Source organism: Romboutsia maritimum (assembly GCF_002251085.2).
Lineage (GTDB): Bacteria > Bacillota > Clostridia > Peptostreptococcales > Peptostreptococcaceae > Romboutsia_B > Romboutsia_B maritimum.
In genome coordinates this window covers 98,748-123,309 of sequence record NZ_NOJZ02000007.1, presented here as the reverse complement: position 1 = coordinate 123,309, position 24,562 = coordinate 98,748, and the positions used below count along the sequence as shown (strand labels likewise).

22 protein-coding genes are annotated in these 24,562 nt (G+C 25.4%); 15 read left to right on the top strand and 7 right to left on the bottom strand.

Annotated features, from left to right (window positions below; all coding sequences use genetic code 11):
* Window positions 1-188: 188 nt before the first annotated feature.
* The 6 genes from CHF27_RS06180 to CHF27_RS06155 all read left to right on the top strand — a co-directional run bounded on the left by CHF27_RS06180 (window position 189) and on the right by CHF27_RS06155 (window position 7,093).
* Complete coding sequence (locus tag CHF27_RS06180) at window positions 189-629, top strand: MarR family winged helix-turn-helix transcriptional regulator (protein ID WP_199533628.1); 441 nt, start codon at window positions 189-191, stop codon at window positions 627-629.
* A gap of 3 nt (window positions 630-632) precedes the next feature.
* Window positions 633-2,030 carry an MATE family efflux transporter gene (locus CHF27_RS06175; RefSeq protein WP_095405022.1) on the top strand — a complete coding sequence of 466 codons (1,398 nt, stop codon included), beginning with the start codon at window positions 633-635 and terminating at the stop codon, window positions 2,028-2,030.
* Between the two features lie 243 nt (window positions 2,031-2,273).
* Complete coding sequence (locus CHF27_RS06170; protein WP_095405023.1) at window positions 2,274-3,080, top strand: ABC transporter ATP-binding protein; 807 nt, start codon at window positions 2,274-2,276, stop codon at window positions 3,078-3,080.
* On the top strand, window positions 3,070-5,121 hold the full coding sequence (locus CHF27_RS06165; RefSeq protein ID WP_095405024.1) for an ABC transporter permease subunit/CPBP intramembrane protease: 2,052 nt from the start codon (window positions 3,070-3,072) through the stop codon (window positions 5,119-5,121). Before CHF27_RS06170 ends, CHF27_RS06165 begins: the two co-directional genes overlap by 11 nt.
* Window positions 5,122-5,318: 197 nt before the next feature.
* Window positions 5,319-6,599, top strand: coding sequence for an aminotransferase class V-fold PLP-dependent enzyme (locus CHF27_RS06160; protein WP_095405025.1), 1,281 nt, complete (start codon window positions 5,319-5,321; stop codon window positions 6,597-6,599).
* A gap of 200 nt (window positions 6,600-6,799) precedes the next feature.
* Window positions 6,800-7,093: a hypothetical protein gene (locus CHF27_RS06155; RefSeq protein ID WP_147294074.1), complete on the top strand. Its 294-nt coding sequence runs from the start codon at window positions 6,800-6,802 to the stop codon at window positions 7,091-7,093.
* A gap of 238 nt (window positions 7,094-7,331) precedes the next feature.
* Here CHF27_RS06155 and CHF27_RS06150 read toward each other — a convergent pair whose 3' ends face one another.
* Together CHF27_RS06150 and CHF27_RS06145 are read right to left on the bottom strand one after the other, a co-directional pair.
* Window positions 7,332-7,766: a hypothetical protein gene (locus CHF27_RS06150; RefSeq protein WP_095405027.1), complete on the bottom strand. Its 435-nt coding sequence runs from the start codon at window positions 7,764-7,766 to the stop codon at window positions 7,332-7,334.
* A 222-nt stretch (window positions 7,767-7,988) separates the two neighbouring features.
* Entirely contained in the window at window positions 7,989-8,189 is a 201-nt protein-coding gene (locus CHF27_RS06145) for a cold-shock protein (protein ID WP_095405028.1), read from the bottom strand.
* A gap of 285 nt (window positions 8,190-8,474) precedes the next feature.
* Between CHF27_RS06145 and CHF27_RS06140 the strand changes: the two genes are divergently transcribed.
* Both CHF27_RS06140 and CHF27_RS06135 read left to right on the top strand, forming a co-directional pair.
* Complete coding sequence (locus tag CHF27_RS06140) at window positions 8,475-9,350, top strand: mechanosensitive ion channel family protein (RefSeq protein WP_330409758.1); 876 nt, start codon at window positions 8,475-8,477, stop codon at window positions 9,348-9,350.
* Between the two features lie 219 nt (window positions 9,351-9,569).
* Window positions 9,570-10,178, top strand: coding sequence for a TVP38/TMEM64 family protein (locus tag CHF27_RS06135; protein ID WP_095405029.1), 609 nt, complete (start codon window positions 9,570-9,572; stop codon window positions 10,176-10,178).
* Between the two features lie 212 nt (window positions 10,179-10,390).
* Here CHF27_RS06135 and CHF27_RS14695 read toward each other — a convergent pair whose 3' ends face one another.
* Entirely contained in the window at window positions 10,391-10,927 is a 537-nt protein-coding gene (locus CHF27_RS14695; protein ID WP_095405030.1) for a metal-dependent hydrolase, read from the bottom strand.
* 99 nt (window positions 10,928-11,026) lie between these two features.
* Window positions 11,027-11,725 carry a superoxide dismutase gene (locus CHF27_RS06125; protein ID WP_095405031.1) on the bottom strand — a complete coding sequence of 233 codons (699 nt, stop codon included), beginning with the start codon at window positions 11,723-11,725 and terminating at the stop codon, window positions 11,027-11,029.
* 153 nt (window positions 11,726-11,878) lie between these two features.
* Between CHF27_RS06125 and surE the strand changes: the two genes are divergently transcribed.
* The 3 genes from surE to CHF27_RS06110 all read left to right on the top strand — a co-directional run bounded on the left by surE (window position 11,879) and on the right by CHF27_RS06110 (window position 13,530).
* A complete protein-coding gene (gene surE / locus CHF27_RS06120; protein ID WP_095405032.1) occupies window positions 11,879-12,637 on the top strand; it encodes a 5'/3'-nucleotidase SurE in 759 nt (252 codons plus the stop codon).
* A 139-nt stretch (window positions 12,638-12,776) separates the two neighbouring features.
* Window positions 12,777-13,037: a hypothetical protein gene (locus CHF27_RS06115; protein ID WP_095405033.1), complete on the top strand. Its 261-nt coding sequence runs from the start codon at window positions 12,777-12,779 to the stop codon at window positions 13,035-13,037.
* 61 nt (window positions 13,038-13,098) lie between these two features.
* Window positions 13,099-13,530, top strand: coding sequence for a hypothetical protein (locus tag CHF27_RS06110; protein ID WP_095405034.1), 432 nt, complete (start codon window positions 13,099-13,101; stop codon window positions 13,528-13,530).
* A gap of 45 nt (window positions 13,531-13,575) precedes the next feature.
* Here CHF27_RS06110 and CHF27_RS06105 read toward each other — a convergent pair whose 3' ends face one another.
* Window positions 13,576-14,139 (bottom strand): hypothetical protein, encoded by a 564-nt coding sequence (locus CHF27_RS06105; RefSeq protein ID WP_243444959.1) that lies wholly within the window; start codon window positions 14,137-14,139, stop codon window positions 13,576-13,578.
* Window positions 14,140-14,509: 370 nt separating this feature from the next.
* Here CHF27_RS06105 and CHF27_RS06100 point away from each other — a divergent pair, with 370 nt between their 5' ends.
* Together CHF27_RS06100 and CHF27_RS06095 are read left to right on the top strand one after the other, a co-directional pair.
* Window positions 14,510-17,134: a cation-translocating P-type ATPase gene (locus tag CHF27_RS06100; protein ID WP_095405036.1), complete on the top strand. Its 2,625-nt coding sequence runs from the start codon at window positions 14,510-14,512 to the stop codon at window positions 17,132-17,134.
* 152 nt (window positions 17,135-17,286) lie between these two features.
* Window positions 17,287-17,901, top strand: a complete 615-nt coding sequence (locus CHF27_RS06095; protein ID WP_095405037.1) for a DUF4397 domain-containing protein — start codon at window positions 17,287-17,289, stop codon at window positions 17,899-17,901.
* A 71-nt stretch (window positions 17,902-17,972) separates the two neighbouring features.
* Here CHF27_RS06095 and CHF27_RS06090 read toward each other — a convergent pair whose 3' ends face one another.
* On the bottom strand, window positions 17,973-19,055 hold the full coding sequence (locus CHF27_RS06090) for a VanZ family protein (RefSeq protein WP_095405038.1): 1,083 nt from the start codon (window positions 19,053-19,055) through the stop codon (window positions 17,973-17,975).
* 119 nt (window positions 19,056-19,174) lie between these two features.
* Complete coding sequence (locus CHF27_RS06085) at window positions 19,175-19,822, bottom strand: TetR/AcrR family transcriptional regulator (protein WP_095405039.1); 648 nt, start codon at window positions 19,820-19,822, stop codon at window positions 19,175-19,177.
* A gap of 387 nt (window positions 19,823-20,209) precedes the next feature.
* Between CHF27_RS06085 and CHF27_RS06080 the strand changes: the two genes are divergently transcribed.
* Window positions 20,210-22,369, top strand: a complete 2,160-nt coding sequence (locus tag CHF27_RS06080) for a YhgE/Pip domain-containing protein (RefSeq protein ID WP_095405040.1) — start codon at window positions 20,210-20,212, stop codon at window positions 22,367-22,369.
* 10 nt (window positions 22,370-22,379) lie between these two features.
* Window positions 22,380-24,530 carry a YhgE/Pip domain-containing protein gene (locus tag CHF27_RS06075; protein ID WP_095405041.1) on the top strand — a complete coding sequence of 717 codons (2,151 nt, stop codon included), beginning with the start codon at window positions 22,380-22,382 and terminating at the stop codon, window positions 24,528-24,530.
* Window positions 24,531-24,562 lie beyond the last annotated feature (32 nt).

Below are 24,562 nucleotides of genomic sequence, written 5' to 3'. Positions count from 1 at the left end.
AAAACGATAAACTCGAATTCGAGTTTATCGTTTTCATATATTTTTATTAAATATTATAGATATATATATAGATATAAATATATTTTTAATACTTTAAAAATAAATAGTTGCAAGGACAACTATTTGTGATATAATGTATAAGTTGTTCAAAAACAATTTATATATTTAAAATCTGGCGGTGACTATAATTGGAAAAAGATAGATGTGAGAATATAGGAAAATATATATCTCAATTATATAGAAAAGGAAGTTCTTTTATAGCAAAAGGTCTTTCTAGTGAAGGAATAGGATCAGGTCAATTAATGTTCTTACTTGAACTTTATAGGCAAGATGGGATAACACAAGACGATTTAACTGAAAGATTAAATATTGATAAAGGAACTACAGCAAGAGCTTTAAAAAAGCTGGAGGAAAAAGAAATTATAGTTAGATTAAAAAATGAAAGAGATAAAAGGGTAAATAACATATATTTAACAGACAAAGGTATAGATGCTAAATATAGAGTTTATAAAGTATTAGATGAATGGGATGGTGTTTTATCTCAAAATCTTACTATAGAAGAAAAAAAAATTGTTTTAGAGTTACTAAAAAAAATATGTATAAATCAAAATACAAAAATGGGAGGATAATATATGGGAAAAACACAACAAATGTTAGAACAGGAACCAATAGGAAAATTACTTTTAAAGTACTCAGTACCTGCAATAATAGGAATGATGGTAAATGCACTTTATAATGTAGTAGATAGAATGTTTATAGGAAATATTCCAGGAGTGGGACCATTGGCTATAACAGGAGTAGGTGTAACTATGCCAATAGTAACTATAATATTAGCATTTTCAATGCTTATAGGAATTGGAGCAACTACTAATATATCTATAAAGTTAGGACAAGGTAAAAAAGAAGAAGCACAAGAACTTATAGGAAATTCAATAAGTTTATCGGTAGTCATAGGAATAATATTAACTATTATAGGAATCGTATTTGGTAATAGTATATTAAAATTATTTGGAGCAAGTGAAGGATCTTTATATTATGCAAAAGCATATATAAATATTATATTATTAGGAACAGTATTTAATATTATGGCATTCTCATTAAATAGCACAATTAGAGGAGACGGAAATCCAAAATTAGCTGCAATTATAATGGTAGTTGGTTGTTTAACAAATATAGTTTTAGATGCCTTACTAATATTTGTATTTAAAATGGGAATACAAGGAGCGGCTATAGCTACAGTAGTATCTCAAATTGTTACGGCTTTATGGGGATTATTATACTATTTAAAAGGAAAATCTAATCTAGAATTTAAAAAGTCAAGTTTGAAATTAAATAAAAAACATGTAAAAACAATATTTGCTATAGGTTGTTCACCATTTGCAATGCAAATAGCAACAAGTTTAGTTCAGGTTATAAGTAATAATGCACTTAAAGTTTATGGTGGAGATTTAGCTATAGGTGCTATGGCTACAATAGCATCTATAATATTAATATTCTTAATGCCTATATTTGGTATAACTCAAGGGGCTCAACCTATTGTAGGATTTAATTATGGTTGTAAACAATATGATAGAGCTAAAAAAGCTTTTAATATTTCATTAATTGCAGCGACAATTATTTTGTCTTTAGGAACAATAGCAATCCAATTCTTCCCAGAAGTTTTAGTAAGTATGTTTAATAAAGATCCTAAGTTAATGGATATAGCAATAAATGGATTAAAAAAATATTCATATATGCTACCTATAGTTTCTGTGTCTATAGTTGGCTCTAATTATGTTCAGTCTGTAGGAAAAGCAAAAACAGCTATGATTTTAAGTTTATTAAGACAAGTAATATTATTAGTTCCTATGATAATGGTATTACCTAAATTCTTAGGATTAGATGGAGTTTGGATAGCACAACCAGTTTCTGATTTTATATCTTTTATAATAACAGGAATGGTAATAATAATAGAATTTAAATCATATGAAAAACTAGTAGATTGTAAAGAAGATGATATAGAAGATAGCTATGAAAAATATTGCGGATAAAATTAAATATAATAACATACATTAAGTAATAACTCCTAATTTGAATAAATTAGGAGCTTTTTAGTTATTTAATATATTTTCTTTTTAATCAAAAAAGTAAGAATGAAATCTATTGTATATAATAGAAAGGAAAATATTGTTAATAATTATTACATATAGTAAAATATAATAGTGTTACAGATTTTTTAGGATTAAAGTGGATAAATTAAAGTAAATAGATATTAAATAATAAGGGGGAAGCATATGATTGAGGTAAAAAATTTATGCAAATCATTTACTAGAGTAGTAAAAGATGAAAGTTGCAATAAAAAAAAATCTAAGTCTAAAAAATTAAAAACAAAAAAGGAAGATTTTTTAGCAGTAAATGATGTTAGTTTTACAGCTAATAAAGGAGAAATATTAGGAATATTGGGACCAAACGGAGCAGGAAAAACTACACTACTTAGAATGTTAGGAGGAATATTAACACCTACATCAGGAGATATTGAAATAGCTGGGTATGATTACTCCATAAATAAAAACTTAGCAAAAAAAGAAATTGGTTATTTATCTGGAAATACTAAATTATATAATAGATTTTCTCCAAGAGAACTTTTAACTACATTTGGAAATTTATATGAAATGGATAAAAAAGATATAGACATATCGATTGAAAATGTGGTTAAAATTATGGATATGGAAAAATTTATAGATAATAGAATTGAAAATTTATCTACAGGTCAAACTCAAAGAACTTCAATAGCAAGATGTCTTATTCATTCACCAAAAATATATATATTTGATGAACCTACGTTAGGGTTAGATGTAATTAGTAGTAAATCAATAATAGACTTTATGAAAAATGAAAAGAAAAATGGTAAAACAGTACTTTACTCAACTCATTATATGGAAGAAGCAGAAACTTTATGTGACAAAATATTAATGATTCATCAAGGTGAAGTAATAGCATATGGAACGCCAAATGAATTAAAAAATCAATCAGATGTAAATAACTTAAGGGATTTATTTATAAAACTTGCAAGTGAAAGAGGTGATTTAGTTGAGGAGTAAGATTGTAAAATATATATTTAAAAAAGAAATGATAGATATTTTAAGAGATAAAAAAACTTTGTTTATGATGATAGTATTACCAATAATTTTATATCCAGTGCTTATTGTAGGTATGACACAGGTAATGACTATGACAATGAATAGTATGAATGAGAAAGATATAAAAATATCCTTTAATACTACACCAGATAAAGATTTAGTTAATATTATTAATGAAAATAAACCAAAAGAAGAAAAAAAAGATGGTAAGTTAAAAATAGTAGATGTAGGTAACTATGAAGAAGCATTAGAAGAACAGAAGATAGATGCATACATAAAGATTATAAAAGACGAAAAAATACAAAATTATAAAATTTATGTAAATTCATCTAAAGAAAATTCAAATATTGCTAGTAATAAAATAGAAGATGTTTTAAATGAATATAAAAGAGATAAAATAGAAAATAAATTAGAACAAGAAAATATGAATGTAAAAGAAACATTAGAACCTATTTCATTTGAAACAGTAGATACTGCAAAAAATGAAGAAATAGCAGGATATTTCTTAGGACAGATACTTCCGTTTATTTTGATAATAGGTGTGCTATTAGGAGCTATATATCCAGCTATAGATGTAATGGCAGGGGAAAAAGAAAGAGGAACATTGGAAACTTTATTTACGCTTCCTATAACAAATTTAGAGCTTGTAATAGGAAAATATATGGCAGTTTCATTTTGTGCAATTGTAACTGCTGTATTAAATGTGTTATCAATACTTTTAACTATGGTATTTATTGCTACTAGTGGAGGGTTAGCTAGTCAACTTGGAGTAGATGGTTTTAATTTTGGTCAATTAGCAATACCTATTTTTATAACTTTAATATGTATATGCTTATTCTCTATGGTAGTATCAGCGATAAGTATGTGTGTATGTTCTCTTGCTAAAAGTTTTAAAGATGCTCAAAACTATATAACGCCAGTTATGTTATTAGTTATGATACCATCATATGTATCTATGATACCAAATATAAAACTAAACAGAATGACAGCAACTATACCAGTTGTTAATATATCATTACTTATAAAAAGTGTACTAACATTTAAGGCTGATTTAAATTTAATTGTATTAGTAATGATATCTAATTTAGCATTCGTTATTTTATCTGTAATATTATTGTCTAAAATGTTTAATTCAGAAGAAATACTATTTGGAAATAATAAAAGTTTTTCATTCTTAGAAAAGAGATGTGATATAAAAAAAGGTACAATTCCAAGTGTTAGTGATGGAGTTATATTATATGCAGTAGGATTAGTTTTACTTATTTATGTAGGAACATTGGTTCAGATTAAATTTAAAATAATAGGTATTGGATTGACTCAAATTATGATTATAGCATTGCCAGTACTATTTGCATTATATATAAAATCAGATCTTAAAAAAATATTTAGAATAAACATTCCTAGTTTCAAAAGTATAATAGGTTCTATTTTATTATGGATGGGAGGATTTATAATTGTTCAAGTGATAACACAAGGATTATTATATTTGTTCCCACAAAATATGGAAGTAGTAGAAGCTTTAAATAATACATTATTTATAAAAGATAAATTTTTAATGAATTTGTTTATAATAGCAGTAATGCCAGCTATATGTGAAGAAATCTTCTTTAGAGGGTTTATATTTACATCATTTAATAGAAGTAAAAAAACAGTAAAAGTAGCAATAATATGCAGTGGAATATTATTTGGATTTATGCATATGGATTTTTTAAGAATAGTACCAACTAGTATATTAGGTATATTATTTGCATATAGTGTATATAAATCTGGGTCAATATTAACATCTATGATTATGCATTTTCTGAATAATGGTTTAATTGTTTTTATGGGCCATTATCCTGATAATAAATTAATAAAAATGAGTAGTTTTATAGAATTAAATTTTAATGAGTCATATATTACGAAATTAGCAATACTGCTAGCAATAAGTGCAGTATTGGTATTGTTAGGAATAGTATTTTTAAAAGAGAAAAAAAATAAATTAGAAGCATATACAGATTAATAATTTAAAACAACTGTATAGTTAAATTGTTTTAAAGCTATTTTCTTAATAGATTATATATTTTATTAAGAAGATAACTTTTTTATTTAAATCTAGAATAGAAAATAAAGTTTATTAGTCAAATAAAGTCTATTTATAAAACAAACTTGAACATATCGTATATAGTCACATATATTGTATATAGGAGGTTTTGTAGTATGAATTATAGATATTTATTTGATGGAATAGAAGTTCCTGTAAAACTTGATAATGGCTCTGTTGTAGTACCTATAAATTTTGATAATGGAGCAACTACTCCACCATTAAAAAGTGTTACAAAAGTTATAGAAGAAAATATAAAAAATTATGGACCTATTGCTAGAGGAATAGGGCAAAAGGGTGATATATGTACAAATAAATTTGAAGAATCTAGAAAGATTATATTAGATTTTTTTAATTTAAAAAATACGAATACTCATACTGTTATATTTACAAAATCAACTACAGAAGGATTAAATTTACTTTCTAAGGTTTTAAAAAGAAGTGATAATGAAAAAATACTTACTACAAGAATGGAACATCATGCAAATGATCTTCCATGGAGATTTAGTGGTAAAGTTGATTATGTAGAAGTTGATAATTTAGGAAGAATTAATGTTGATGATATAGAAAGTAAGCTTATAGAAAATGATGGATTAATTAAATATGTAACTATAACAGCAGCTTCTAATGTTACAGGCTATATAAATCCTATTCATGATATAGCAAAACTTTGTCATAAGTATGGAGCAAAAATTATAGTAGATGGAGCTCAAATTGTTGCACATAAAGAAGTAAATATGAAAGGCAAAGATTCTTCGGAGCAAATAGATTTTTTAGTGTTTTCTGGTCATAAAATATATGCACCTTTTGGAGGAGGAGTAATAGTAGGACTTAAAGAAGATTTAAATGATGCAGAACCATTCTTAAAAGGTGGAGGTTGTGTAGAAGGAGTATTTGATAAATACGTCATATGGAAAAAAAGCCCAGAAAAATTAGAGGCAGGAACTCAAAATTTCTTTGGAACTATAGCCATAGCACAGTCAGTTCAAGATTTGAAAAAATTAGGACTTAAAAATATTTTTGATCATGAGATGGAAATAAAAAATCATATTATAAATGAACTTAAAAAGATAAAAGATATAATAATTTATGGAGATGAGTATAAAATAGACGACCGATTAGGTGTGATAACGTTTAATATAGAAGGCAAGGATTATGAAGATGTTGCTAAAAAATTAGCTAATGATAAAGGTATAGCTTTAAGATGTGGTAAATTTTGTGCTCATCCTTATGTATATAGACTTCTAGGTATTAGTGATTTGGGTGGGTATATAGATGTATCAAGTAGATTAGAAGATTATGGAATGATAAGAGCTAGTTTAGGTTTATATAATACTATCGAAGAAGCTAATGTATTTTTAAATGAGTTAGAAAATTTAGTTTTAAAATATAAATAATATATTAGGGCATGTATATTAATAAAAAAATAATATACATGCCCTTTTTAACTATCACAATATGTATATATTTGCACAATTGGACATTAAAAATACAAATATATGCTAATATATATATAGGGGTACATAATATATAATGAAAATATATGGGAGTGATTAAAATCAAATTAATAAAAAGAGGATTAAAAAAAGATACAATATTGCATAGTAAAAAAAATCAAAAATGGTATAAAGTAGAGGGAGATGAGGTTTTATTACTGGTTAATGAGCAATTACAAAATAATAAGAATCAAGTTGTAAATAATGTAGACTGGATAAACAGTAAGGCTAATTTATTTATAGAAACAATAGAAAATTCTAAAGAATTTTATGAAAAGAATAAAGAATTAAAAGTTAGATTATTTATAAAAGCAGATGAAGGAAATTTATATAATGAATATAAGGTATCTCATTGGTATATGACAGATGAAGCTATAGAATTAGATTTATTGTAATATATTGGTTTAAAAAAAGATAATATGTCATATTTTTACCTGCTTACATAATATTATATTAAGAAAAATAAAATTTCTATAAATAACATTAATGAAGGATGATTGTTAATGGGATACTGTGATAAAAAGAAAATGTGTAATTAAAATAATCATAATTGGAATTGTGAATGTGATTGTAATAAATATTGTTAATAAACAAAAACAGGAGGTAGAATTGTCTACCCCCTATTTTTATTTATTAACAAACTATTATATCGCTTTTTATATTTTCAACTCCAAAGTAATCTTCAATTAAATATGATATATTAGATTCAAATAAATATGTATCTAGATTTTTAAACTCATATAAAAAATTAGTGCTTCCAATTAATATGTTATTAACTAGTAAATTAAGAGCATTATTATTTTTAACAACCTCTATTTTTATTGAACTTAATACATTATTATTATTATAGCTTTTAAATACATTTTGAATTTCCTTTAAAATAAAATCGAAACATTTATTTTTTAAAGCATTTTCCATAGCATATCCACAATCATTACAATATTTATATGTAGAATTTAAATTAGATACAACATCTTCTAAATTTAGATTTCCACAATGAGGACACACATTAAAATCGCTTTCAACAAATAAGCTTTCATTGCCTAGAATAATCTCATCATTTTTCATTTTTACTCCTCCATAATTAAACCAAACTTATAATTATAAAACTCTCCCTGTTATATACTACGGACTAATTATAACATTTCTAAATAGCTTTTTTGATGTTAATTAAAGGAAAAAATAAAATTGAATTATAAAATAAAATTAAAATTAATGTTTTTTTATATAAAAAAAGAAGCTAAATTAGCTTCTTTTTGACTCGAATAAATATATATTATAAAAATATTATTATATTCTATTTACGTTAGCAGCTTGAGGACCTCTAGCTCCATCAGTTATATCGAAGCTAACTTTTTGTCCTTCTTCTAAAGTTTTGTATCCATCACCTTGTATAGCTGAGAAATGTACGAAAACGTCATCTCCACCATCTACAGATATGAATCCAAATCCTTTTTCACTGTTAAACCATTTTACTATTCCGTTTTTCATAAGAAAAAACCTCCAAAATTTAAAAATACAAACTTGATTTAAGTATGCTACATAATAATAACATATTATAAAAATAAAAACAATGGATTTTTACAAGATTCATAAAATAATATAACGATTATTTTTTACAAATTTAGTCATAATAAATTGTATATTTTGTATATTAATTGAAATAAAATTGAGATTATAGACATATATAGTTAAATAGTGTAGTATATTTAAGAAAAAGTTTCATTTGTATAGTCTTAAAATTATATGAAACAGTAGTAAATGGAGGTTGAAGTTGTGGAAGAAAATACAAAAGAGATAGCCAAAATGCTTGAGAATATCCAAAATATTGATATAAGCAAGATGAATATGGAAACTTTAACAGAAAGAATATTAGATTGGACTATTAATAGTGGTATTAAACTATTAATAGGATTGATAGTAATATCTTTAGGATTTAAAATTATAAAAAAAATTGTTAAATACTTTACTGTGTTTTTAGAAAAAAGAGAAGTAGATATAACATTAATTAAGTTTTCGAAATCTCTGATTACAGGTGCTCTTAAAATAGTTTTAGTTATGTCTACATTTGCATATTGGGGAATGAATTTGACTGGACTAGCAGCACTAGTTGCTTCTGCTGGGGTTGCAGTAGGTTTAGCACTTCAAGGAAGTTTATCTAATTTCGCTGGAGGATTTATAATACTTTTACTAAGACCTTTTAAAGTAGGAGATTATATACAAGCGGCAGGATATGAAGGATTAGTTGAACAGATAGGATTGTTTTATACTACTTTAGTAAGTGTAGATAATAAAGAAATACTGATACCAAATGGAATTTTATCTAATGGTAGTTTAATAAATTACTCAGCTAAAGAGACTAGAAGAGTAGATTTAAAATTTGGAGTAGGATATGAGGCAGATATTTTACATGTAAGAAGAGTATTAAGAGATATTGTTGACAGACATGAATTAATAATAGATTATCCAGAGCCATTTGTTGGATTAATAGAACACGCAGATAGTTCACTTAACTTTGTTGTAAGAGTATGGTGTAAAACACCTGATTATTGGACTATATATTTTGATTTATTAGAGCAAGTTAAAATTAGATTTGATGAGGAACAAATTAGTATCCCCTATCCTCAATTAGATGTTCATTTAAATAAATAGGTTGTCTTAAAATAGAATTTTGTGATTAATCTAATCTTTGGGCTGAATATAAGTTATCCTTAATAGAGGTAAAACTTATATTTCAGTCCTTTATTAGATTGTTTTATAAAGTTTATGTATTTAGAGACAGCTTTTTATTATTTGTAAGAAAAATGTAATATTTATATAATAAAAATAGGATATACTTATATTTATAAATAAAGTAAGGAGAAAAGAAGCATGGAATATATTGAAAAGCTATTTTATATAGCACAAGACTATTGGTTTCTTACAATGATAGTAGGTTTATTTAGTACATTTATAGAGAGCTTCTTACCAGTATTACCATTAGTAGGAATAGTTACAGCAAATGCAGCAATACTAGGATTGTGGGTAGGACTTATAATATCTTGGATAGGTTCAGGATTAGGTACAATAGCAGTTTTTTTAATAGTAAGTAAGTTTAATAATAATAAAATATTTAATAGGCTTAGGAATGATAAAACAGATAAAGCTATTAATTGGATAGAAAAACAAGGATTTAGATTATTATTTATTGCATATTCTTGCCCATTTATACCAGGATGTTTAGTAACATTAGCATCTGCATTTTGTAAAAGGACATCTAAGAGTTTTATACCAGCTATGTTATCAGGAAAATTTGTTATGTTTTTAGTAGTAAGTTATGTTGCAAGTGATATAAAAGGTTTTATAACAAATCCTCTAAAAATAGCAGTGTTTGTTTTACTTGTATTTTTATCTTGGAAAATTGGTAGTAAGGTAAATGTAAGTTTAGAAAAAAATAATAATTCTAACAATAAAATTAAAGATAGTAAGTTATACGAATAAAGAAATTTAAAAGTATAGCTTATTATTTTTTACATGTAAGGAAACTATATTGACTAATTTTACGTGGATAACCTATGAATAATATTAATACTAATGAGTCTAGAAATGTAAAAAATGACATTTTGAGCAACGCACAGAGTCGTTGGCGCCCACACGTCGCTTAGGCGAAGTGAATTTTTTATTAAACTAAAGGTTGATATAGGTTTTATATTTTATAAAAAAATATAAAACCTATATCCTATTAAAAATACAACTAAAAAATTCAACATTTTTGATAAAAATTTTTCTGATTTTGAATTAGTTTTTATAGGAAATATTGAAAAATTAATACGTATTGGATATAAAATTTCGATACCTTCTTTTGTAATTAAATCAAGACACATATGAGAAAAATATCCTATTATAAATCCACTATATATAAAAGTAAAAACAATATTATTATCAGTAAACATAATAAGGAGTTTAAATAAATAACATAAAAAATATATAAAAATTAAGCTATGAGTTACACTTCTGTGTCTAAATTTTTTACCGAAAAATTTGTATAGAATAGGGAGTCGCTTGCTAATATATGAATTTTTCATGTCGATATCTGGGAATAAAGAACCTAAATATGAAAAATGGATATATATATATACTAAAACACATTGATAAATAATGTTATTTCCTTGTGATAGTATATTTTTAAATAAGGGGAGAAATATTAAAGCAAAAACATATCCTCCCTTTGCATGAGTTTCTTTTGTCATTTAATCCTCCGTGTGTCAATAAGAAATATATGTAATATATAATTATTTAGCTTTTATTACATTATATATTAGTTAAAAATTTATTTCAAAGCTATTTTATTATTGATCTACAGAACTATAATTTTCAGATGCTTTATTCCAATTAATAACATTAAACCAATTATCTATATACTCATTTCTTTTATTTTGATATTTTAAATAATAAGCATGCTCCCATAAATCTAATCCAATTATAGGAGTTAAGTTAAGTGTTATAGGACTATCTTGATTTGAAGTATTTATAATTGATAGCTTACCATTAGGATCAGATATAAGCCAAGTCCAACCAGAACCAAATACATTTAATGAAGATTTTTTAAATTCATTTTTAAAAGTATCTAAATCTCCAAATGTGGAATTAATAGATTTTAAGAGTTTTCCAGAAGGAGAGCTATTTTCATTACTCATTATATCAAAGAAGAAACCATGATTATAAGCACCACCTGCATTATTTTTAACAGTTAGAGCGATTTCTTCAGGCAATGAATCTAAATTTTTTAACAAATCTTCTAGAGTACTTTTACTAAATTGAGGATATTTTTCAATTGCAATATTTAGTTTATCAACATAGGCTTGATAGTGTTTATCATGGTGAAGTACCATGGTTTCTTTATCAATGTAAGGTTCTAGAGCATTATATGCATAAGGTAGTGGTTTAATTTTGAATGTTGCATTTAAAGAATCAAAGCAAAAAGAATGTATGCCTTGATTAGTTAAAAATAAGATTAAAGTTATAGCTATTAATATTTTTTTCTTCATAAAATCACCTCAAAAGTAGTATGTGTATAAAATTATAAAAATATTAAAATAAAATTTTAGACAATGCCTTTTTTATAAAAAATTATTAATCTATAGGTCCATATGGAGTATACTAAATATATCAATGTTAAAAAGCAAAAGGAGGCATATATTATGAATATACTAATAACAAATGATGATGGAATAAGAGCAGATGGGATAATTGAGTTAGCAAAGACAGTAGCAACAATAGCAAACGTATATGTAATAGCACCAGAAACACAAAAAAGTGCAACAGGGCATGCTATAACAATTCACAATCCAATAATGGTAAATGAAGAATTTATACAAGAAAACATAAAAGCATATTCAATAAGTGGAACACCAGCAGATTGTGTAAAAGTAGGAATAGAAGCTTTATTAAAAGATGTAAAAATAGATTTAGTATTAAGTGGAATAAATAATGGACCTAATTTAGGTGAAGATGTAATTTATTCAGGAACAGTATCAGCAGCTATAGAAGGATTCATTCAGAAAAAGCCATCAATAGCTTTTTCATATGATGAATTTAATGTATCAAAAGAAGTATACTTAAAAGCAGCTGACTATGCTGTAGAACTTGTAAATAATATGAAAGACAAACTTCATTTATTAGATGATTGTGTGTTGAATGTAAATATACCTAATAAGGAAGTAAAAGGTTATAAAATAACTAAATTAGGTACAAGAGAATATGAAAATGATGTTATAGAAAGAGTAAACCCACATGGCAAAAAATATCTTTGGATAGGTGGAAGAATGAAAGAAACTAAGCAAGAAGAAGATAGTGATGTAAAAGCTGTTAATGATGGGTATATATCTATAACACCTGTAAATATCGATATGACTTGTAGGAAAAAAATAGATATTTTAAAAAATGAAAAGTTATTATAGATGTATAGAGAAAAAGTATTTAGTAAAATATAGCCAAAAATAAAAAAATCTTATATACTATGATTTATAATAAAGTAAATTGTAAAACATAAAACTATAAACAAATACACTATTTTAAATATAGGAAGGAACTAACAAAATGCAAGAAATATACTCACTAATAGAAGAAAAAATAAAAAATGCAGGATATCAAGGACATGTAGATGGTCAAGAAATATACGATGAGATATGTGATGAAATAGAAGATAAAGAAAATGGGAGTTACATATTTATGTCAAAAAAAGAAGATGATATATTTTTTGAATATAAAATAGATCTTATGGATGAGAACTTTAATTTATCTTATATAGATATAAACTCACCACAAGGTAAAATACATGTAGATTTTGATGAACAATAATACAACATAATTATATTAATTTAGCAAATACTAATTTATATTGAAATTATAGGAGGAAAATATGAGTAAGTATAAATTGGATTATTTAGCTAAATATTATTTTTATGAAGAAGATGAATTTGTAAATTCAGTTGAAGATGGCGAATATATACTAAAACAAATAAAAGAAAGTAACAGATTTGATTATAAAGGGCATTCATTTAAATATACTAAATTTAAAAATATATCTATGAGTGATACGCAAAAAGATGTAGATATTGAAATAAAAGAAAATAGTATAGACGTAGTTATAAATGGAGAAAAGAAGCACTTAGATTTGATATATAAATTTGAAACAAAACAACTAGAAGACCATGTAAGAATAGCTACAAGAATAAGTGAAGAAATAGATGATATATCTTGTTTGTTATATATAGATCATAATCAAGCAGATGATTTTATTAAAGAACTTAAATTTGTAAAAAAACTACAACAAGATAACATGAATAAGTAAATTACATTGAAAAATTTTTTGGGGAACGATTTGTTCCCCAAAAAATTATTTATAAAAATTAAATACTGTTTTAAATTTAGTATAATAATATATAATCATTAAAATACATCCAACTAAAGCATCAATCATATCTTGCATGGTATCTTTTAATCCACCTGATTGAGTAGTAGCATTAAATAATACATCTAACAGATATTCAGATATTTCACATAGACCAGATATTCCTAGAGCAAAGAAAAAAAGAACGACAAAAACTAGGATTTTATTAGATATATTTTCTAATGTTATAACATTTAATATATTCCAACCGATTTTAACAGATATAAATCCTGACCACAAATGTAAAAAATCATCATAAAATTTTATTTTGTCATAAAGATTATAGCAAGATCCTAATAAAAAGGAGGAAAGTATAAATAAATTACCTACTATAAATAAGTTTTTATCGAGTAAGCTGAAATTATTAGAATATAATTTGCTTAATATAAAAGTTATGACTAAACAAAGTAAACTAAGGACACTTTTCCCATATTCATTTTTAAATACAAAAAATATTATAGAAAAAATATATGTAATATAAAGTAATATTTTTAATTTTTTATTTTTCACAGTTATCCCACCCTTTAGAATAGTTACATTTATTATGCTCATATAATTTTAAAATAATTTGATGAATTTAAAATAATTAGATAAGAATGTTAAGAAAATGTAAAATTAAAAAAAACTATTGCTAAAATCTAATTAAATGAATATAATGATTGTATAAATAAATAAGATTCCCTTGAAGGGGAGTAGCTTTCACAAAAGTGATAATCAATCGTCATTTCGGATTACATATCCCGGTTGATTAGCAAGAATTAACTTGTTAGCAAGACCTTCAAAGTAGATTTAATAAAGTCTATTTTGGAGGTCTTTTTTATTTTAGGAAATGACGATAATTATAATCATCTTAGGAAAAAAATTAAAATGGAGGGATATTATGTTTTATAAAAAAAGTATTGAAGAATCAATAAGTACTTTAAATAGTAGTTTTGAAGGACTTTTAAGTAGTGAAGTTAAAATAAGATTAGAAAAAGATGGATACAATGAATTACAAGAAAAAGAAAAAATACCAACGTGGAAGTTATTTATGGATAGTTTTAAAGACCCGTTAGTTATAATTCTTTTAATAGCAGCCTTAGTTCAGGTATTTTTAGGAGAAGTGGTTGAATCAAGTATAATATTTGCAGTATTAATACTAAATTCGATACTTGGTGTAGTTCAAACTAAAAAAGCAGAAGGTTCACTTGCTAGTTTAAAGCAGTTATCTGTTCCGAATGCTAAGGTAATAAGAAATAATACTAAAATTAATATATCATCAAGAGAATTAGTACCTGGAGATATTGTGATTCTTGAAGCTGGAGATTATGTACCAGCAGACGGGAGAATAATAGAAGCTCAAACTTTTAAGGTTGTAGAAGGAATGCTAACAGGTGAATCTGAACCAGTTTTAAAATATGAAGATATTATAAAAGATGATAGTGCGTTAGGCGATCAAAAGAATATGGTATTTAGTGGTTCTATGGTAGTTTATGGTAGAGCAATGTATGTAGTTACGGCTTGTGGGATGAATACTGAAGTAGGTAAAATAGCTAACTTACTAGAAAATGCTGAAAATAAACAAACACCTCTTCAAGAAAAATTAGACGACTTTGGGAAAAAGTTAGGGATAGGAATAGTAGCTTTATCAGCTATAATATTTGGTATCCAAGTTATAAGAGGTTCAAATGTAGTTGACTCATTTATGTTTGCAATAGCAATAGCAGTTGCAGCTATACCAGAAGCATTATCTTCAATAGTTACAATAGTTTTAGCAGTTGGGACAAATACAATGGCTAAAAAACAAGCTATAATAAGAAAATTACCAGCAGTTGAGACACTAGGGTCTACAAGTATAATATGTACAGATAAGACAGGTACATTAACTCAAAACAAAATGACGGTTGTAGATACTTATATGTATGGAGTGGAAGAACTTAGCTTAGCTGATAATATAGATGCGAGTGAAATAGCACTAACTAATTATAATTTAATTCAAGGAGAATCATTAACATTAGCATCTGTACTTTGTAATGATTCAGATATAACTCATGAAGGAGTAGAAATAGGTGATCCTACAGAAGTAGCTCTTATAAACTTTGCACAAAAAAATGATTTAAATTATAAAGAAATTAGAGAAAAATATAAAAGACTTAGTGAATTACCGTTTGACAGTGATAGAAAACTTATGTCAACAGTAAATAATATAGATGATAAAGTAATTATGCTGACAAAGGGAGCTCCAGATGTTGTTTTCAGTAGGTGTAAATACGCATTAAATGATGGTGAATTAGTACCTATTACTGAAGAAATAATAAATGAATATAAAAAGGTTAATGAAGAATTTTCAAATAAAGCATTAAGAGTTTTAGCATTTGCAACTAAAGATATAGAAGATGAAAACTTTAGTCCAGCAATAGAAGACGAAAAAGATTTAACTTTAGTGGGTCTTATGGCAATGATAGACCCTCCAAGAGAAGAAGTATATGAAGCTGTTAAAAGTGCTAAAAACTCAGGTATAAAAACAGTAATGATAACAGGGGATCATAAAACAACAGCAAAAGCAATAGCAAAAGATATAGGTATAATGGTTGATGGTGATTTAGCACTTACAGGTCAAGAACTAGATAATTTAAGTGATGAGGAATTAGATAAAAAATTAGAAAAAATATCAGTTTATGCAAGAGTTTCACCAGAAAACAAAATAAGAATAGTAAAAGCATGGCAAAAAAAGGGCAAAGTATGTGCTATGACAGGTGATGGTGTTAATGATGCACCAGCTTTAAAACAAGCAGATATAGGAATTGGAATGGGTAGTGGTACAGAAGTTGCTAAAGATGCATCGGCTATGGTATTACTTGATGATAACTTTGCAACTATAGTTAAAGCAGTAGAAGTTGGAAGAACAGTTTATAACAATATAAAAAAATCAATAACTTATTTATTCTCAGGAAATTTAGGTGGAATAATAGCTATATTATTTGCAGTATTAGCAGACTGGTCAAATCCATTTACAACATTACAATTATTATTTATAAATTTAGTAACTGACTCTCTACCAGCAATAGCTTTAGGGCTTGAACAACCAGAAAGAGATGTAATGAAAGTTTCACCAAGAAATCCAAAAGAAGGTATATTAGAAGGAAAAACATTAAGAGCAGTTTTAACTAGAGGTACTATAATAGGTGTAGTTACTATAATAGCTCAATATATAGGAATGCAACACTCATCAGAATTAGGAACTGCAATGGCATTTGCTACACTTACTTTATCAAGAATAATACAAACATTTGCATCAAGATCTAATACTGAAACAATATTTAAACTTGGATTTACAAGTAATAAATATGTTTTAGGAGCAGTTGTTATATGCTTATGTATGTTTAGTGTAACATTATTACCGTTTATGAGAGATATATTTTCTATTCCACCAAGTTTTGGATTTATAAATGCTGGAATTTGTTTTGGATTAGCAATATTATCAAGTTTATTAATGGAATCTAGTAAATCAATAAAGAAGAATTAATTAAGCAATTAATAGGGATTATATTTTCTGTTGTTGCTATTTTGACAGAGGGATATATAAGATTTAAAAATTCAAATTCATAATATTAACAAATTACTATAAAGAAACATACTATATATAGAACCAAAATAGACATCAGGGGGGATTTTTAAATGGATTGTTTAAAAATAGAACAAGGTACATCCTTAGTTCGAGTGTTTCATGCTGCACCACAGGCTCCAGCTGTAGATGTATATGTAAATGACTCGTTAGTATTTTCTAATTTAGAGTATATGAATTTTACAGATTATCTACCACTACAAGCAGGAGAATATAAAATTGATGTATATCCAGCGGGGACAAATGAAACACCAGTTATAAGTCAAATGGTAGATGTTCCTGAAGGGGAAATGATAACAGTAGCAGCTACAGGAAATTTAGATGATTTATCTTTATTAATAATAATAGATCATGTAAAACAGATACCATCAAATGATTTTTCTACTTTTAGAATAGTGCATCTATCACCTAATGCACCAGCAATAGATGTTTTAGTAGATGGTCAAGAATTGATTAATGATATACAATTTAGAGAAGGTAGTAGCTATGCAAATGTATATCCAGGGAATTATAGAATTAGGGTAGTTTTAAATAGTAATAAAACTACAGTATTGCCACTTAAGGTAACTTTAAATGGAAATAGAATATATACTATATATATAGTAGGAGATTCTCCAGATTTAGCTGCTATTCAGTCAGTTGATGGAAACACCTATTTATGTAGATAATGAAATTTAATAAAAAATACCCTATAAAATATTTATAGGGTATTTTTTATTAAATTTCATTAATATGCGATTTATCTAATATTGACTATATTTATATTACTTATTTTATCATAAATAAGAGCTTTGTCTTTTTTTATTATATGACTTATTAAGTGAATAAGACATATAATATCAAAAATTATTTGGATTGCAAAGAAAAATAGCATAAAGTCATATTTTTCAATAGAAGCTAAATTATTAGTTATAACATTTAAAAATCTGTTAACACCAAATACTCCGTATATAAGTATTGAATATCTTTTAACCAAAGATTTTAAATCTAATTTTTCTTCGCTGCCTTTAAGTCTAAGTCCTAATACAAAATTTCCAAAAGTAATTCCGTTTGTTATATAAGGAATAAGCATAAAATAAATAAACGAAGAAATTATGAAAAATAAAATACTTGTATTATTAACATTAAACAAAAATTCGAACATTATAAGGTCAAGTAAAAATGCAAATATACGTTTTGGATAAGAAGCCAAATTACCATAAACAACAGGTATATCATCTTTATCACTTATATCAGGTAATATAAATTTAAATAAAGGAGCTACATAAAAGCCTATAAATCCACCAAAAGTATTTAACATTAAATCATCAACATCAAATAATCTGTATGGATATTTATATATTCCATATATTCCAGTTCTTTGAGTTATTTCAAAAAATAAAGAAACTAAAAAACATATAAGTATAGTCTTTTTTAAGTCTTTTTTAAATAAGTATCTAAGATATACACCTAAAGGCAGAAGTAGTAAAGCATTAAAAAATACTTGCAAAAAAGCTCTTTCTCTAACTAAATAAAGATAAGTTTGAGGTTTTGATAATTCAATATTAGTTTCTTTTAATATATCATTGATAAAATTAAAAGGAATTAATTGAGTATATGAAATATTAATACCTCTAGGTTTATCTACAGTAGGTAGAGGAAGCATAGTTAAAAAGAAAGCTGTTAACATATAAAATGCAAAAGTATAAAGTATAAAAGTTTTAAATCTACTAACATTGCCGTGTTTTTTATAAGTATATATTATGTAAGGTACTATACTTAAAAAAGCTAAAAACGGAAATATAAAAGCAGATACACCAATAGGTAGTAAATAAGTTTTCATATAAAACCTCCTTAATGATTAAATATAATGATATTAATATAATACTTAAAATTTTAAAAAAAACAACTGAATTGAGAAAAATGTAAGGTTAATTTAAGGTAAATTATAGTTATTTTAGATTAATTATTTTTATATAATCCATATTTTAAAATATCTATATATTTATCGAATTCTTTAAAGATTACATTAATACATATATTTTCTATATTTGACTCGGATTTGTATAAACTTATATATTTTTTACTTAGGGCTTCAAAAACAGTAGTGGTCATAAATAACACGTCTTTAATATCTATATCTTTTCTTAGATATTCTTTATCTAAATACTTTACAACATAATCTTCCATAAAAGTCATGCTATCAGTATAATATTTATTTATTAATACTTGTAATTCTTCTTTAATTTCTTCGTCAGAATTTGAAAAAGCATCTAAACAGATTTTAGTATATAGAGGATAAGTAATGAAAACGTTTTGTTTATATATAGATATAAATTTCATTCGTTCGTAAAATATACTAGACTCTATATTGCTTGCTTTATCTTTTACTTTTGCACTTATAAAATTCATGCAATGTTTTACTGTATATAAATATAAATTTTTCTTGTTTTTAAAATAGTGAAACAAACTACCTTTTGCAATATTTGAACTTGAGGCTATTTTATCGGTAGAAGCTTTATGATATCCATTTTGAGCAAATTCTTTTATTGCACAATTTAATATAGTAATTTGTTTTTCATTGTTTAGATTAGTAAATTTTTCATACATTAGTTACCTCCATATTTACCAATAGTTGGTTATTATAAGAACTAATTATATAGTTTTATGACTGGAAAGTCAATTTTTTGACTGATTAGTCAAAAAAATTGAGAAAAGACTTGAAAAATTATGTAAGAAATCTTAATATTATATAGATGAATGATTTTGAAAGATGAAATAAAAAAGGAGTTTTATAAATTATGTAGAATAACAAATAGATTGCAGAAATATTACTTATAATATAAAATAATATATAATGTTGAGATATTATGTAAAAATTTATCATAAATTGACAGGATACTTCTGAAATAAAAAATATCATAATATAGATAACTCTATATTATTGAAAATTATTATTAAAATTTTTAAGAGTTATACAATAAAGGTGGGACTATTATGAGAAATGCATTAAAAGTATGGAAGCAAGACTTTAGGAATATAATTAAAAACCCTATGGCACTAGTAATAGTTGTAGGAGTTGTAATTATATCATCATTATATGCATGGGTAAATATAAAAGCAAGTTGGGATCCTTATGGAAATACAGGAACTATACCAGTTGCAGTTGTAAACAATGACAAAGGTACAACTTTTAATGATGAAGAAAAAAACATAGGTAATGAAGTAATAGAAAAACTTAGAGACAATGAAAAAATTAATTGGAAATTTGTGAAAAGTAAAGATGCAAATATGGGTGTAGTAGATGGAAAATACTATGCAATGATAGAGATAACACCTACATTTTCTGAAGATATGATGAGTGTAACATCTGATAATATAAAAAAACCACAGTTAATATATAAAGCTGATACTAAAGTAAATCCAGTGACAGTTAAAATAGTGGGCTCAGCTAAAAGTACATTAGTAGATGAAATAACTACTAGTTTTATAGAGACAGTTAATGAAACTATATTTACATCAACTAATGAAAAAGCAGACAAGTTAGAAGAAAATAAATATAAAATATTAAAAATAAAAGATTCTATAATAAGTATAGACCGAAATATGGACACAATAATGAATGTCATAAAAGGTGTTAATACAAGCTCAATTAACATGAAAGATTATTTAAATGAAGTTAAATCTGGAATAGTTGACATGGTTAGTAATATGGATGCTGTTAATCAAAATGGAATAAATACAGATGATTTCATTTCAAGTACTCAAAATACATTAAATGATAATTTAAAAAATACTGATTTTAATTTAGCTCAAATAAAAGAATCAATAGAAAGAATAAATAATATTTTAAATGATATGTCAAGTAGTGCAAATGACAAAATTATATCTAGTTCAAGTAGCTCTGTGAATAAAATTAATAGAGAAGTAGCGAGAATAGATAATACATTAAAAGCAACAATTGAATTTTTAGAAGATATTAATGGCAGAAAACCAAGTCAGTCAACTTCTAATTTGGCAGTTTTACTAAGGGATGTTAAAACTTCTATAGATATGGAAAAGGAAAATATTAATAAGTTACAAAATGATATGTCAAATAATGCACAGGCTAACAAAAGTTTAATTAATACTATTATTAAAAATCTTAATAATACAAATGCTAATATGTCTAATATAATAAGAACATATAATTCTCAAGCTAAACCAGAACTAAAGAAAATAGGAGATAGTTTATTAACTGCTACTCAAGATGCATCTTATTTAGTTCAAAGGTCTACTAAAATGCAAGATGAAATTAATAAATTTTTAGACTTAGCAGGTGATGGAAGTACTTTAGCAATCGATACATCATCTAATTTATATCAAAATTTAGATGAGTATAAAGACTTAATAAAAATTGTAAGTGAAAAATTACAAACAGTAGACAACAAAGATATAATAAAAATAATATCAATACTTCAAAGTAATCCTGAATTTATGGGAGATTTTATGGCTAAACCATTTAATATAAAAGAAGAACCTATTTTTGAAGTTCCTAATTATGGTTCAGCTATGGCACCTTTATATACAGTACTTTCTCTTTGGGTTTGTGGAGTATTATTAGTAAATGTATTAAAAACAGAAGTAAGGCCATTTAAAGGGAGTGAACATTTTACAATAAGACAAAAATATTTTGGAAAGATGCTTACATTCCTTACGATATCACTTACTCAAGCTTTAATAGTAGCATTAGGTAATAAGTTTATATTAGGGATACATACTGTTAATACTTGGTTGATGGTATTATTTTCATTAGTTTCTTCGTTTACATTTATGATAATGATTTATACACTTACATCGATGTTTGGAAGTGTAGGAAAGGCATTAGCTATAGTTATAATGATTATACAATTACCAAGTAGTGGAGGTTCGTATCCTATACAAGTAGACCCTAAAATTTTTAAAATATTACAGCCATTCTTACCATTTACATATTCAGTAGGAGGATTTAGAGAGGCAGTAGCAGGACCCCTTGTAAGTAGTGTGGTTATAGATTTAATATTCTTAATAGGAGTGGCAATAGTATTTTTATTATTTGGATATTTCTTCAAAACACCATCAACACCAATACTTAAAAAGTTTGAACATAAATTAGAAGAATCAGGAATCGTAGAGTAGGGGGAAACAAATGAAGAATATTTTAAAAATCTTTTTTAGTGATTTAAAATCTATGAAAAAAAATAAAGTAGTAGTTTTTATAATGGTTGGATTATGTATTTTACCATCTCTATATGCATGGGTTAATTTATATGCTTGTTGGGATCCATATTCAAACACAGGAAATTTACCAGTAGTTGTAGTAAATGGTGATGAAGGCTCTACTTTTAATGATAAATATATAAATACAGGCGATAAAATAGTAGAAAATTTAAAAAAAAATGATTCTATTGGATGGGTTTTTGAAGATGAATGGCAAGCTAATAATGGTTTAAATAATGGTAAGTATTATGCACTTGTAAAAATACCAGCAGATTATACTAGAAAATTATTAACGCTAGCTTCAACAGATCCACAAAAACCAAATATAATTTATAAAGAAAATGAAAAAGCAAATGCAATAGCAAATAAAATTACACAAGTAGCTGTTTCTAAATTATCAAATGAAATTAAATCTAATTTTATAGAGACGGTATATAAAGAATCTATAGAAGTTATAAATGATATGGGCAAAAAACTTGAAGAAAATAAACCTCAAATTGTTAACATACAAAAGGTTTTAAATAACACAAGCAAAGATTTAGATAAAGTTTCAGGACATATTAATGATGTTAATAGTAACTCTAATGATTTTATAGCTTATATAAAAACAATACAAGATGATTTACCAACAGTACTAGATATGATAAATAATCTTCAAAATATAGTTCACTGTAGTAAAAACTTGAATTTATATACTAAACAATCTATAAATGATATTTCTAATAATTTAAATAATGATATAATGCAAATGCAAAATACAAATACAAGAATAAAAGAGTTAATAAATAATTTAAAGATAGAAACGAATAATAATGAGAAATTAGATATAGCAGACCAAATAGATAATTTATATGAGTCTCTAAATAACTCTATAATAGTTCAATTAAAAATATTAAATTTAGTTTATGATTTCTCTAATAATGCAGGTATTAATAATTTAATGAATTTACTAAAATCTGTACAAGATAATACAGCACAAAGAACAGAAATATTAAAAGAGATAATAAATGATATAAATAACAATACAACTAAAGAAGATTTAAATAAATCTATTGATAGATTGTATAATTTATCATCTGAAACAGGAGATTTACTTATAACAGTATCTAATAATTTATACTCGAATACTTTACCAGCATTTGATCGTATATTAGATGGTTTATCAATAGGATTAGATAATATTGATTTAATGGTAGAAACTTCAAAGAATATTGTGCCAAAGTTGAATTCAATTTCAAATTTTGCAATAGCTACAAATAAATTATCAATTAAACAAGCAAATGAATTAAATAAAAAAATAAATGAATTAAATGATGATTTAAAAAAATTAATTGAAGATACAGATGGATTTAATGATAAAAATGTAAATGATATGCTAGATCTTATGTCAAAAGACCCAGAGTTAATATCTTCATTTATGTCATCACCAATAGATGTAGTTGAAGAAGATGTGTATGATACTGTATCATTTGGATTTGGATTAACACCATTTTACACTGTACTTGCAATATGGATAGGAACTCTTTTAGCAGCTTGTTTATTAAAACCAGAAATGGATGAAGAAGATAAAAAAAGAGGAAAAATAAAATATCACCAAGAGCATTTTGGAAAAATGTTAACACTTTTATTTATATCTGTTATTCAGGCACTTATAATAATGACGGGAAATATATTATTAATAGGAGTTAAACCAGATAACTTATTTATAACATACTTATTTACAATGATGACATCATTAACATTTACAGTGATTATATTTACATTAGTGTCAATGTTAGGAAGTGTAGGTAAGGCTGCTGCGGTAATAATGATGGTATTCCAAATAGCAGGTTCAGGAGGTATATATCCAATAGAAACAAATCCTGAAATATTTGGTATATTACAACCACTATGGCCATTTACATATGCAATGGCGGGACTAAGAGAAGGGCTTTCAGGAGCAATTCCAGCAGATGTGTTTAAGAATTTAGGATCATTATCAGCATTTATATTAATATTCTTATTAATGCTATTGATTAAAAAACCAGTAAATAAAGTAGCTTCATATTTAAATGAAATATTTGAAAAAGCAGGCATTTAAAAAAGCAAGCATCTAAAAACAATGTTTTTAGA